The sequence below is a fragment of the Algoriphagus terrigena DSM 22685 genome, from assembly GCF_000429445.1.
Lineage (GTDB): Bacteria > Bacteroidota > Bacteroidia > Cytophagales > Cyclobacteriaceae > Algoriphagus > Algoriphagus terrigena.
In genome coordinates this window covers 82515-95597 of record NZ_AUBW01000011.1, presented here as the reverse complement: position 1 = coordinate 95597, position 13083 = coordinate 82515, and the positions used below count along the sequence as shown (strand labels likewise).

The 13083-nt window shown below is 47.3% G+C and carries 6 protein-coding genes and 1 tRNA gene; 3 read left to right on the top strand and 4 right to left on the bottom strand.

Annotation, left to right across the window (positions count from 1 at the left end):
* Positions 1-214: 214 nt before the first annotated feature.
* Complete coding sequence (locus G459_RS0111590; protein WP_026967798.1) at positions 215-1504, bottom strand: Gfo/Idh/MocA family protein; 1290 nt, start codon at positions 1502-1504, stop codon at positions 215-217.
* Between the two features lie 294 nt (positions 1505-1798).
* On the opposite strand from G459_RS0111590, the gene G459_RS0111580 reads away from it, so the two are divergent.
* The 3 genes from G459_RS0111580 to G459_RS27320 all read left to right on the top strand — a co-directional run bounded on the left by G459_RS0111580 (position 1799) and on the right by G459_RS27320 (position 3227).
* Positions 1799-1872, top strand: a tRNA-Asn gene (locus tag G459_RS0111580).
* A 390-nt stretch (positions 1873-2262) separates the two neighbouring features.
* Positions 2263-2817 (top strand): hypothetical protein, encoded by a 555-nt coding sequence (locus G459_RS0111570; protein ID WP_026967797.1) that lies wholly within the window; start codon positions 2263-2265, stop codon positions 2815-2817.
* A complete protein-coding gene (locus G459_RS27320; RefSeq protein WP_051315180.1) occupies positions 2814-3227 on the top strand; it encodes a hypothetical protein in 414 nt (137 codons plus the stop codon). The genes G459_RS0111570 and G459_RS27320 overlap by 4 nt, the downstream gene beginning before the upstream one ends.
* A gap of 16 nt (positions 3228-3243) precedes the next feature.
* Here G459_RS27320 and G459_RS0111560 read toward each other — a convergent pair whose 3' ends face one another.
* Genes G459_RS0111560 through G459_RS0111550 form a run of 3 tightly spaced genes read right to left on the bottom strand, consistent with a single transcriptional unit; the run spans position 3244 to position 13068 of the window.
* Positions 3244-5010, bottom strand: coding sequence for a hypothetical protein (locus G459_RS0111560; protein WP_026967796.1), 1767 nt, complete (start codon positions 5008-5010; stop codon positions 3244-3246).
* A 5-nt stretch (positions 5011-5015) separates the two neighbouring features.
* Complete coding sequence (locus G459_RS0111555) at positions 5016-9887, bottom strand: hypothetical protein (protein ID WP_026967795.1); 4872 nt, start codon at positions 9885-9887, stop codon at positions 5016-5018.
* Between the two features lie 31 nt (positions 9888-9918).
* Entirely contained in the window at positions 9919-13068 is a 3150-nt protein-coding gene (locus G459_RS0111550) for a hypothetical protein (RefSeq protein ID WP_026967794.1), read from the bottom strand.
* Between the last annotated feature and the right edge of the window lie 15 nt (positions 13069-13083).

Below are 13083 nucleotides of genomic sequence, written 5' to 3'. Positions count from 1 at the left end.
AAGAAATGAGTCTGAATCAGAAGTTTAATGATTCCGATTTTTCCTCACTGTCAAAAGGCACGAGGCACTACTTTTCTTCACAGGAAAACTGGAAATCTAGACGCGGTATCCGCTGAACGGAATCCGGAAAAGCCGCTCAGCTTTGGAAAATGGGAGATGAAACTATCTAAGCAAAATCTGGCGGATATCCTCTTCTATTTCATCAGTTTTCAAGTTAGGTGCCTATCAAATTCCATTTTTCCCGATAGGGTCTCCAGAGCAATGCGTCGGCTTCCGGATCATTTTTAAATGACTCTGTTTTAGAGTTCCATTTCAATGGCCTTTTAAGCTTAAAAGAAGCCATGGCCAAATGCATTGGCATTGTCATCGCTCTTGCATACTGAAGGTTGGATTCAGGTTGAGTGCGCGATTTGACAGCGTCCAGGAAGTTTTGCTGGTGACCGGGAGACCGGGGAATAGTCTTGGGAATTTCTGGAATATCATTCAAGACCTGTCCGTCGATTCGGATTTCCCGACTGTCGTAATCGCAGATCAGAGTCCCCTTACTTCCTTCAAAATAGGCCCCAATTCCCCTTGCTGCTGCTCCAGGTACATCCGGAGGGACGGAAGTCCAGTGTAGGTCGAGATTCTTAAACTTAAAGTCGGCATCAATCCACTTGGGCGTGTCCCCCATCCCCTCGGATTTCTCCCCATTTGCGGTGATGCTTTTCAGTCCCTGGGGCGGCATAGACATCCAGACCACGTCTGCGATGTGACACCAGAAGTCCTGAAAAATTCCACCGGAGTATTCCATAAAATAGCGGTAGTTGAAATGGCATTTCTCCGGCGCATAGTCTGCCATGGGAGCTGGACCCAGCCACATGTCCCAGTCCAGATTAGCGGGCGGCGCCTGATAGGTGAGGGATGGAATCAGGGGCGGTTCACCGGTTTTCCAAAGCCGGATGGTTTTGATCTTCCCAAGCTCGCCGGATTGGATCAGTTCGGTCACCCGGTGGTAATTGTCCCCCGCGTGGATCTGGGTTCCCAACTGGAATATTTTACCACTTTCCTGTTGGGCCTTCAGCATCAGCTGCCCCTCACGGAGCGAATAGGAAAGCGGCTTTTCCCCATACACGTCCTTGCCGGCCTGGAAAGCCAAGATAGCAATCTGAGCGTGCCAGTGGTCCGGCGTCGCGATGGTCACAGCATCGATGTCGGATCGCTCAAGGACTTTTCTGAAATCATGAAAAAGCTCCGCCTTGGTATCGGGGTGGATCTTCTTTAGGGCCCGTAAAGCTTCACTGGTGCGGTTGGTATCGACATCGCAGAGTGCTACAATCTTCGCCTCGGGCAGATTGGCAAACCAGTTCATGTGGGAAAGCCCCATCCCTCCCAAACCGATATGGGCAATCCGAACCCTGTCAGAAGGAGCCGCCCGGAGACCGGTATAAGGCAAAAATTGCAGTCCGAGCGTGGTAAGGGCGGAGTACCGGAGAAAATCCCGGCGATTGAGTTGCGAGTTCATAAGCGCAAGTGGTTACAACTTATAGTTAGGTAAAAATGCCGGAATTGGCAACAGCCTTGCAAAACATCCGCTCTATGGGATTGTTTCGTCGTGATTTTCCCCAGATTCTAAAGAAATGAAGCCACGAGGATCGGATTCATAGAATTTTTCCAAAAAATAAGTCCCTGACCCAGAATCAGAAGTAAGCTTGCCATGGATAAATGCAAGATTTTTTCAGAGAGCGATTTGGAAAAAATGGGATATGCCTCTACATTTGCAACACGATTTCCCAAAGGGGAGTCAAAACCATCAAATTCCTCCTTAGCTCAGTTGGTTAGAGCACATGACTGTTAATCATGGGGTCCTAGGTTCAAGCCCTAGAGGGGGAGCAGGTAAAACGGCCTCTGGATCATTTCCAGAGGCTTTTTTGTTTTTTAGATTGTTCACATCTGATCGACAAACTGTCACTGCTAAGGCGAAGAAGTGAACTTTTCAGTTGGGGAGGGCCTAATCATTGACTTTTTTGCAATTCTTTTCACGGGTGGCTTTCACACGGAATAAGTCAACGACTGCTGATTTTCAACAGAAGCTCAGGTATTTTTTCAACCAACTATGCCTAATCCGGGGACTCAAATCAAATTTCCAGCCCGAAAAATCAATCCATATACGAGCCAATCAAAATATTCAATCAGCTCACTACAAGGAGCTGACACGCATTTTCCTTCGAAAAACGAGGTCATAAATGACGCCTTCCGCTATTTTTGCGTCCTCGTTTAGAAATGAAAGACCCCAAACGGATATTTCCCCCACTCCTACTGCTGTTCGCTTCGATTCAGTGCCTGTTTTTGGGTACGATCATCTTTGAGCGAGCCAATCACCTAGAGGTCGGCTTGTTCGTGCTGGTATTTCTGCTAGTCCTCGGTTCGCACTTTCAGACCTATTCGAGCCAGAGATTTACAGTGGAGTTTGACCGCTGGCGTGTGGCAGTGTGGGTGTTTTTCGGATCATTCGCCACTTTCGGTTTGAGAAATTTAGGTTGCGACACCGTGATTGCTACTGCAGCGTTGGGCTTGTTTGGAGGACTGCTGGAGCTGGGCTTCAAGTCGAACGCCTATTTTAGACAAGTGCCGTCGGCGATTTATTGCGGCGCATTTATCTCCATGACCAACCTCAGCAATGATGCTGGCTTTATCCTGCTTTCCTCCGTTTTCACCTGCCTGATCTTCTTTGTCAGCAAGTCGATCCTGCATGGGGTCGGCGGCAGATTAGGCACGATGGCCTTCATTGGCGTGGTGATGGCCTATGTCGTACAATATGGCGTCGCACTGCTATGATTGAAGAACTCGTCTGGATTCTCAGCGCTGTCCTGAGCGCGATCTGCACCTACTGGCTGCACACGCGCTTTAGAATTAGCCCCATCTTGGCCTCTTCTGCAGTCACACTGGTCGTGGCTCTTGCGGTGCAACCCTTTAACTCTTCCGACTGGGTTGAGGCCATTCCCTACGCGGCGATTGGTGGTTCGTTCATCGGGATGAGCACCAAAAAAAATATCAAAGGATTCGAATCGGTAGTCTTGGCAGGTCTCATCTTTGGACTGATATTCATCCATTCCAGCCAGTTTTTCGAAGGGTTTGGAGGGGCGCTAGGGACTTCTGCCTGTATCTCCGTCTTGACAGCAATCAGCTGGAGGAAATTCATCAAAAGGACCCGTTACGCCACAAAAAAAGCAGTAAGATCAAAGTAACAGTCTGATACGAGCTTTAGGTTTTCGTATTTTCTATCGGTAATAGTCTGTCAAACATCAGTCCGCTCCAGCCTTCACCTCTGCCGGTTGTCTTGGTTCGTCCGACCCAAAGGATTGTTTTTCCGTCAATCCAGCGTGTTCTCTTGAAGTTCCGTTTGACTATTACTCCTGCCCTTGGCACTTCCTCCTCCTCGATGAAGTGAACCTTCTGTTTTTCCGTTAGCAGGAGACTGCATGGAGGAGGCGCATTGGGAATCCGGGCGCGCTGGAGTCTGATTTCTTGAACACTGTTTTCTTTGTGTACAGGTATGAAAGGAATCCAGTTTTCGGGAACTGAGGTTCCTGCCAGATAGCGGATCTTGGATTCAGGATTGTCCGGCTCACCGAGAGGGTCAAATCTGGGTTTGTTCAACTTCACTTCTCTACCTCCACCGGCAATAGAAGGGACAGTATTCTCAATGGCCCAGACCATATTGGTCATCTCGTCACGCATGAAATTTACCTTTTCCAAAGGCTCACCTTGTTGGAGCTTTAGGATGGAAGGCGCAAGGTAAAAACGGTTTCTGGGCGAAGTCAGATTTTTGCGCTCCGAGTGACGGAACACAGCAAACTCATGCCAGCTAACTTCCGGATCAGTAAAGGTCGGCGAGATCAGGATATGCTGTCCAAAAACGTCGGTGACCAGAATATTTTTTACCTCACAATAGGTGTTGATCTTCATCGGATAGGGCAATATAAACCAGTCATTGGAATAGGTGATCCCGTATTCGGTAATCAACATGGAAAGCAGGCCGGTGGTACCCGATTGGATCTTTGCAAAGTCGATTTGTCCGTCTTCCATCTGCCAAAACCTCGGATTCGGAATCCCAGAATAGTGTAGTGGTGCAGGGATAAAGGTTTGTACGGTCTCCTTTAGGTTGTCTTCCTGTTCGATCTCAACTGGAGAGTTTTTTACATTTTCATCAAAACTGCTCCAATCCAGTTTGCCTGAGGCATACTGATCTGCTTCCAAAACAACCGATTTGCTCGCCTCGGGATGGGGCATTTCGAGACTGAAATTATACTCCATTCGATCAGGAATCCAAGCGCTTTGTCCAGTTCCAGCCTGATTGTAGAGCTTTTTAAACCAAGTGTCAAATTGCGTGGAAATCTCTTTGGCAAGTAACTCCCGGTCGGCATCTTCAAATCCTGCCTCTCCATTTACCCAATCGGCAAATGCGCCGCTTTGAATATCCTGTAGAATGGCGCTTCCGTCGGAAAACTTGCCCATAACGGTCTGTGCAAACAACACACCTTCTCTGTCCTTTTCATTAGGTTCGGATGTCAGTGGATACTTTCCAAGAAATATCTCTTTATAACCTGATTTGCCACTTTCTCCAAGAATCCTAAAAAACTGCCTGCCCATCTGAACCTGCAAATAAAGATTTACCTCCACGGCTTCGCTTTCCACTTCAGGCTCCAGCGGGGTTTGAAAAGGGTCATAGGCCTTTGATGCTTTATTCCCAAAGGTCAACACCCCGGGTCGCTGTTCCTCTGAAAGAATCTTTGCCTGACAGGCTGTGCCGGCATCCTCACCCTGAAACTCCCCTAACTGCCACTGTCGTGTCAGCATCCACATGGGATCCGCTGTCTCTGCCCTTAAGCTTTTTTCAAATTCTGCCTGTCTAGGCAGTCCCTCAAGCCGGTTACGGTTGGATATGAAAGGCTCATAAAAACGCTTTTCCACGGCAGTTGCCAAGTTGACATTTGCCTTAAGCTTAGAAAATTCACTGAGTGTTGGCATCTTCTTTAGTTTTTATCCCACTTGGTGTACAGTTGCAAATTGGCATTCGCGGCGACCTTCATGAATTTATCGTTTAGAACCAGGTAATCCAGAGACACATTCGCCTCCTTGACATCAAAGGAAGCAATGGTCATGGGAAGAAGAATCTTGAGGACATCATGCTCCATAAGTTGATCCGGCTCAACGGCCCTCGATCTCGATCTTCGAATGGTATCATTCAAAACGCCCTGCAAAACATCCCAATCCCATTTGCCGCTGTTGGTAGGTTCCACTGCCATCAGGATCGCCTGAGGAGCTGTCGCATTGGGTTGGTTGTAATGGTAAGTAACTCCCGTAACTTCCTCATCAATTGGAATTTTTTCAGTCCATTCATCTAATATTAGCACGGACTGCAAGTCTTTTGTTTGTAAGGCTTGTTTACCCAAATAGGCTAATGAAATCGTGTCTTCCGAAATATTGAAAGGTTTTCCGTCGTATTCTTTAGGGAACTCAAATCCCAACCAACTGTCATTTGGTCTAAAAGCAATCTGCGCAATCGAAAGATCCTGAGGTGAATTGTCCAGAGCTTCGCTCATAAATCGCAGCGTCTCAAATCGCGCCACGGCTGGTCTGACCCTGGCCACAGACTGTAGCCAAGACTCTTTGTTGACTTCTCCGGTCAATCCACTTTGCTTAGTAATATGACTCACTAATTGATCCTCCTCACCAAAAGACTTGTTAAGCAAGTCTGGATTTGAAAAATTAAAACGTGGAATGGGCACAAAATCATCTCCCAAAACAGCCTTTGCAGCTTCGGATAGCAGTTTGAGTTTGGGAATGACATTGGTTTCCGTAACAGCTTTCCCCAATTTTTCCTCACCGATCTGGACTTTGGAAAGGATGATTTTCCAGAGACTACCAGTTCGGGAAAGCAGATCTTCTTGGCTCTCATTCAAATCCGGTCCCGGACTTTGTGGGTAGGCCAATTGCACCCCGAAAAACGTCGCCAATTGCTGGAAGCCTGAAATTCCTGCCAATGTTTCATCAGAAAGGCCAACAGCTTGAAATAAGGGTGCAGCATCGGTAGAAGAAGCTGCTAGGCTGAACAATTCCTCCATCGTACCTGGGTTAAATTCGTCCTTCGGCAAAATCGGACTCGGAATCAGATTGCCAAACGCTTCAGCAATTGTCCGGAGTGAACTGAGCGCAGCGGAAATTCTTTGGCTGTAATCCTCGAAATCGATCCCATGCAGGTCTAGGGAGTTCACGACCGCCTTAGGCTTGCTGGCAAAATCCCTAGCATCCGCGACCCGGGTTTGTCCCAAGGTCATCTTTATGGATCGAAGAAGCGGAAAAGCAGAAGCTAATGAGGTAGTAGAAGGCTTCACCTCAGGAGCGAATTCTATCTTTATCTTGACAGAACCGGGGATATTTTTTGATTTTTTGAAAAAGAAAGCAATTCTGCTTTCCAACTCTGTCGCGCCTGCTGCCAGGTCTTCCGACAAAAGATAAATCAAGTCAATCGGTTGAAGTTCCAAATCAGCCAATGACACCAGTTCCGTTATTGAATTCTCCCCCTCTTCAACTATTGAAGTCACTCTGCATACGATTTTGCGGGGATCTCCAATCAACTCGGCAATCCATTTGTTCAATCCCGTCTCAAATGCAGCACGCGGTGAAGCATCTAACGGCCAGCCTTTTCCTGGAGAAGAAAACCCATCCGTTTCGAAATGCAAAGCAATTCGATGCGTGTAGGTCAAGAGACTGGATCTTGGTGTGTCCAAAACCTGAATCTCAGGCGGCGTATCCGCCAAAAGTGCAGAATTCAAAACCCCAGAGGTCCTGTCCCGATTTCCCTGGGTAATCTGAAAAGCAGCTTCGGTTACCAACAAATCGTTACAGGCATCAAGAGTGTTTTCTAATTCCTTCTTGAGAGCCAAGACTAACGGCTTGTGGGTGTTTCCAGTGACCAACCCGCTAATTTCTGCGTCCGAAGCTTTGACAATCTTCAACCCGTTTACCACAGGATAACTTTCTATCGTTTCCTGCGCTTCTGGAGCTCCCTGCTGTGGAATGGACAGATTTTCAATCTCATACCTGTTTCTGAAAGCCTGGATATACTGATTGAGATTATTCGTCGAATTGCTGGTAGTAGCATCGTGAAGTCCCCGTTCGAATTGATAGCCCAGAAGGACTTCAAGTCGCTGGCCATTTCGTATTCCGTCAAAAAGCGCCATGGCCCTTCTGGCCCGATCGCTGGAAAGATTCATGGCAAAAAGGCTGGGATTGGAAGGACTCGAGTGATTTTTATATCCAGCCAAAAGAAGCCCAACCGCTGTGGCGTGGTTGAGAGAAGGGACGTGGGAAAATCCTGCGTTTTGCTTAAGCTTGATGGGAGCTTTTCCGTCTTTTGGCCAAAGTTGAGCCGGAACACTTCGCTGACTCAGGGTTGTTTTAGGCTCTGGTTTCAGATTTTCCACCCACCCATAGGATGCCAAATAGATCCCGGTAGGAACCTTCGCTCTGTTTTGCTGGATCCTTCTGGTGAAAAGCCCCATCTGCCAGGCATCCAGGCGATAGGAACAGAGATCCACAAAATCAGCCAAATTTCGCTCCAAGGCCTTGGTCGAAAGGCCTCCCAAATAATTCATGGCGCTCCTCATCGGTGCGATATTTGGGTTCCATGTCACCTTAATCTTTGAATTCAGGAGAAAGTCTCCCAAGCTGGTATTGACATCTGCAAAAGCTCTGGCGTTGATCTTTTTTGGATCACCTTTTAGCAATTCAAAACTTGTGAGATCCTGATTGTTTTTATCCATGTTGAAGAAGCTCTTTTCAAACATGGCAGATTTAATCGCAAGGTTATTTGCCTGATAGGCTTTGGTCCCGGCTTGTTTGAGTTCTGTCAACAAAGCATGGCGCATGAGTAGGGAAAGCAAGGACCTGGGCGGTTTGTCTCCGCCAAAATTGACTGACTCCAAGTCTGCCAAACTGCATTTAGTCCCCATGTATTGGGCGTAGTTGAGGCCTGAGGCTGGCATTTTAGGGAGAAACTCAGTTTCGGAGGCTATTACATCAGACACTACCAATTTGTTGGCATTGATCGGATTGGTCCACTGGTAAAAAACCATATTGGAGATCAAGGGATAGAAATTCCCTTCTGCGAGTGAATTAAATCCAAGTGTGGTTAGAAAATCCACAATTCTCTGATTTAGGTTTTTTATCTCAATATTGAGAAAAGACTGATTTACTGAGGGGGAGGCCAAGCTGTAGTCTGGAAGATTCCCAAGTCGCTGCCGAAAACTGACCGATCCCGGTTGAAGGCCAAGTATCTTCAGCAAAATCTCCCAACTGTCTCCCGGCATTCCCACCCGCGGCACCTTTGTCACCAATTGATCCCAAACCGCCTGCAACCTCCTCAACACCTCTACAAATCCGACAAAAAACTTTCCTGAGACAGCTTCATTCCAGCGGGAAAGATCACTGGTCAATAATACTCCATAAGGTTGGTCACCGACTCGAATTGCGGACAAGGGACCTCTGGCGGAAACGAATCCGGTAAAAAAACTTCGGATTTGCGCAGCTGTCGCATCCTTAATTGCAGGCTCCATCAATTCCTCAAAGTAGTAACTGAGCGTCGCAGCGTACAGTGCGCGGTTCATCATAAGGTTATTGTGGTGGTCCATCTGATCCGCATGTCGCAAATCCTTCAAGACATTTCTGTTGATCCCCAATGACTGTGCAAATAAATCCAGGTCGGATTGAGGGTTAGGGGTCGAAGCGCTTTCTTCATAATAACCCTTTACCAATTGATCATCCTCGCGGGAAAAACCGGAGGTCTCGGTTTCGCTATTATTGGTCGGTGTTCCCTGGGGCAAAAAAGAAAGGCCTTTGGATGAAAAACGATGGCTTTCAAAAAGACCTTCAACAGTTTTTTTGCTGGATTCCGGATCGGAAGAATGGAGTAAACCCAAGACGGTAATCCGCTCTATTGATCCGTTGGCCAAAAACATATTGGGTTTGAGACTCACCTTCATTCCAAGGCCCTTTGCCACTGCTTTTTCAAAATTCTGCAGCCAGGCAATCTCTTCCTGAAAGACAATCTCATCTTCCTTTTTTGTAAAAGCTTGTTCGCTGGAAAATGGATCAGGACCCAAAAAAACGGTATCAGGAATTACATGTCCGACTTGTTCATGTACCGCTTTTCCGTTGGCAAAAATGGTGACGACAAATCTGTCAGGCAGCGCCTGAGTCCTGGCAGCTCTCGTCCAAGCTTGTTCTTTGAAAACCGAGTGTTTTGGAAAATCCAAAGTGGGTGGCGGAGGCACATCGGTCTGAAGCCAGTTTAGCGGCTTCGTTGCTTTTGCAATCCAAATGGCCCGCTGCGGATTTACTGATACTGCTTTCAGCTTGTCCCAAGCCAGTTTTTTTTCTGATTCAGCTTCTTCTCCTGGCGGAAAGCTGTGCAAGCCGGCTCTTTTCTCCCAATATAACTCCCCGGCTTCTACTTCATTTTTTGTCAAAAGCGGTTCATGGGTATCTGTATGAATGTCGTCCGGAAAGATTCTGATCCACAATTCCTGAGCACCACTTGAAGCATTCACAAACCGCGTCTCGATCCTTACCGGAAGCATCATGATTGGCAGATTGCCATTGAGTTCTTTAGTTAGCGTCCGATGATTGAGCACTTGCAAACCGGCAATCGCTGCATTTAGGGAGGCTTCCGTTTGTCTGAAAATCAACTCTTTTTGTTTCAACTCTCTACCTACCGCAACTGAGGCGGTTTTTTTGGTCTTTTGCACTATCCCCAACTTACTGGCATAGGTCGTTTCCTCAGCGGAGGTGTAAGTCTCACGCAGCTGTTTGATTTTTTGTATTTGCTCCTGAAAAGTTGCCATAGGGAAATTTATTACGGGGTTGCAAAACGTACTATTTCAAAAATTTCTCCTTGTAAAGGTTGTACTGGAAGATCAGTCTGGTGAAATCTTTGGAACCCTTGTTCTCATCGTTGATCTCCTTGTCTAGCATCTCGGAGGCATGAACTGCCACCATCACGGGGCGCTGAATCATGATCGAAGCCATATCGGCAGAACTTCGACCCCACACGCCTTTTGCTGCTGTAGAGTCTGTTTCATTTGGCTGCTTCTTTCCTGTGGCGAAAGGCAAAGGTTCGGTACCAAAATTTTCCCAAGAGAGGTCATTCCAGGTAAACTTTTCCGGGTCGACTGGATCAAACTTGATGTCCATTCCAAAACGCGGTTCCCCCGGCACCTCGGCTATGATGAAAAACCAGCCCTCTTTATTTCCCGGAAAATCCGTCATTGTCGTTATCCCAGCGGCTTCATCGATCGTCAGATCAAAACCCAGTAGCTTGATATCCGGCGGTAATTCGGCCTGATAGATTGGAAAACGCACTTCTTTCTTGAACTTGGTTTCATCCAGATCTTTGGTGATGAACCACTTATCTTTATCATCTTTGAATGCCTTTTGGGCATAGATCACCGTATTGGGAAATTTCTTCAGCAACTCACCCCGGATCACAAATACCAGTTGCTCAGCGTCACCTTCTTTGTCGCGTGCGTTGTTTTTGCCCAGCAAGGCGTCCTTCTTCCATTTGTGGATGGGAGCAATATCCTTGAGTGACTCGGCATCAGTGGGGGTACTATCAGGCGTTACAAACCCTGTCACATCCCAAAACTGCCGGAAATAACTGCCCCGCATGTCTGTCGGATATTCCCTCCAGAGGAGCTCACGGCCCATTTCAAAGTTCAATCCGACCAGATACGACTCGATGAATTTTTGATTGGTTCTCAAAAGTGAAAACGTATTGGGCTGGATCAGATGAAGGTTTGGTAGCAGCAACTCTTTGTCACGATCTACGAGGAACTTGTAGGCTGCGGCTGGAAAGTCGGGATAAGCCATCGCCGGAAGAAAGTCCGGGTCGACGCTTGGCTTTCGGGTACCCGGGCTCCAGGAAACCCTCGAGTCAAGCAGTTTTTTGTAGGCATTCAGCGGTTTGAAGGTCTGAAGGCTATCCATTGCCAACTTGTTTGTGTCAATGTTTGGTGGCGACGGAGGCACATCCCGAAAAGCATATCTTATATCATAATCCGTAAAGGCAGTTTTGTAAGCTGTATTGGCGGCGAAACCGGTGTCTTTGACTACGTCAATTGGCTTGATTACCGCGACAGGATTCGCTTTAATTACCGCAGAACCAAGGTTAATCCGTGTCATCGGTCTAAAAACAACCGGTCCGGCAGCTGGAATGGTAGCCTTGGGTAAGCTGACCGCTTTCACCAGATCTTTATTGAGGAGCTTATCCCAGGTGGAAACTTCGGGAAGTCCACCCTTATAGGTTTTTTGGTAGAAAATGGCCTCGTTATCCAAATTGGACTGAAGACTCCAAACTTTTACGTTCTCAAGCTTAGCCGGAGGGGTGACAACATTGATCCCGCTTAGGGAAGTAAGACCAGTAAATTTATCAATCGATGCAGCAGTCAGCCCTCCTACCTTGTTGGTGTTTTGAAGCAATACTGAGAAGGATGGTGTGGCAGCCTGCTTTTGGATGGCGCGGATGATCGAGGTGTTGGGTCGGATCAACTTCTGAAACCCTGACATAATCACTGCATCGGGAATCCTGCCCAGTTGAACAGTTTTCTTTACCGTGAGTCCGCCGGAAAGAATTTTTGAAGACACACTACGACTGAATGCCAGGACATTTTCCTTTGCCTGCGGTACGATGTTTTTAGCAAAAGCTCTCTCCATTGTTTGAGCCATCAGCAATGCCAACTGCATCTTGCGGTTAGCTTCCAGTACATCATTGAGCTGTTTCCAAGCCTGATCCATGAGTTTTTCCTGGTCATCCTGCACAGCTTGCACTCCGAAACCAGCCGGAACCCGAGTCCTTGGATCCTTATTCAGGTCATTGTACCAGACATCAGAATTAGGATCAAATTCCGGAACCACCTTTTCGCCTGGCTTGCTAAGATCTTTGCGCATCGCATGGTACATGCCATAGAATGGCATCGTAACTATGGGGTCTTCCTCCGGATTTTCCACCTGACCCCTATTCAGGTTGACTAGTTTCCCTATTTCTGTTTGGAATTCATTGGGAATAATTTCGGTCGAAACCGCTGTGGGGGCCATCACCGCACCCTCCAATAAGACGGTTTTCGGATTTGGTGCAGGAATCTCTTCAGGAGAATCAGCCCGAAAATATCCTGGTGCTGAGCAATCCATGGGCCGCGATCCAACTCTTTGATCCATCACCCGAGGCTCGATCAACTTCACCAAGGATTCGAAATCAAAGTTGGCCCCTGTTCGGAAATGCCAGCGATAATAGACCGGAAACTCAAGATCCGATCCGATACCCCACGCAGCTTGTTGTGCTATGACTCCCGCTGGAGAACGTTCCAGGCCAGCAAGTCTTCCCGTCTCAAAACTTGGAACAAGAAACGCGTGGTACATGACATTTGGATCCAGCTTTCTCGGACACATCACTCGACTATAAACTCCATCCGGATCGGTTTTTATTTCCTGACGGAAAGCTTCCAAATTGTTCTCGAAGACATTTCCTGTTTTGGGCAGATTCGCGTGCATGTGTGCCCACAGGTGAATTTCGTCATTCGGTTGGAGTGCTGCGGCATCCAGAACTTTTATTGATCGAAGTGGCTTTTGCCTTTTTGTGTCTTCAAATTCGGTCTCTTTCAACACGATAAGACTTAGCCATGGCCTCAGTCTTCTTTGATCATCGGTAGCTGAAGCAGGCGTATAGCGCCAAGGAAAATCCTCATCATAAAATTCAATATATGCTAAATAGTTAGGTTCAAAATTAGAAATTCCGTCTCTGGGCTCCGTCCGCACAACCATATCCGCATTGATCCCGGTAATATCGCCAGGGCCCTGAAGTGTAAAATTAATCCTGGGCACAGCGAGACTTCCGTTCAGCTTAATGTCCACCGGCACTTCCGCCCGCTCAACTTGCGCACCCGGAACTACACCAAGTGTATCCTTTTCAATAACATTGGCCGAAATGCCACGTCGCGACCAGGAAAAGAAATTGTATTGCCCAAAATTCATAAAAGTTTCTTTTTA

Excerpts from the sequence above, each read along its gene's own strand:
- G459_RS0111590 (WP_026967798.1), bottom strand. The coding sequence starts at position 1,504 with ATGAACTCGCAACTCAATCGCCGGGATTTTCTCCGGTACTCCGCCCTT.
- G459_RS0111570 (WP_026967797.1), top strand. The coding sequence starts at position 2,263 with ATGAAAGACCCCAAACGGATATTTCCCCCACTCCTACTGCTGTTCGCT.
- G459_RS27320 (WP_051315180.1), top strand. The coding sequence starts at position 2,814 with ATGATTGAAGAACTCGTCTGGATTCTCAGCGCTGTCCTGAGCGCGATC.
- G459_RS0111560 (WP_026967796.1), bottom strand. The coding sequence starts at position 5,010 with ATGCCAACACTCAGTGAATTTTCTAAGCTTAAGGCAAATGTCAACTTG.
- G459_RS0111555 (WP_026967795.1), bottom strand. The coding sequence starts at position 9,887 with ATGGCAACTTTTCAGGAGCAAATACAAAAAATCAAACAGCTGCGTGAG.
- G459_RS0111550 (WP_026967794.1), bottom strand. The coding sequence starts at position 13,068 with ATGAATTTTGGGCAATACAATTTCTTTTCCTGGTCGCGACGTGGCATT.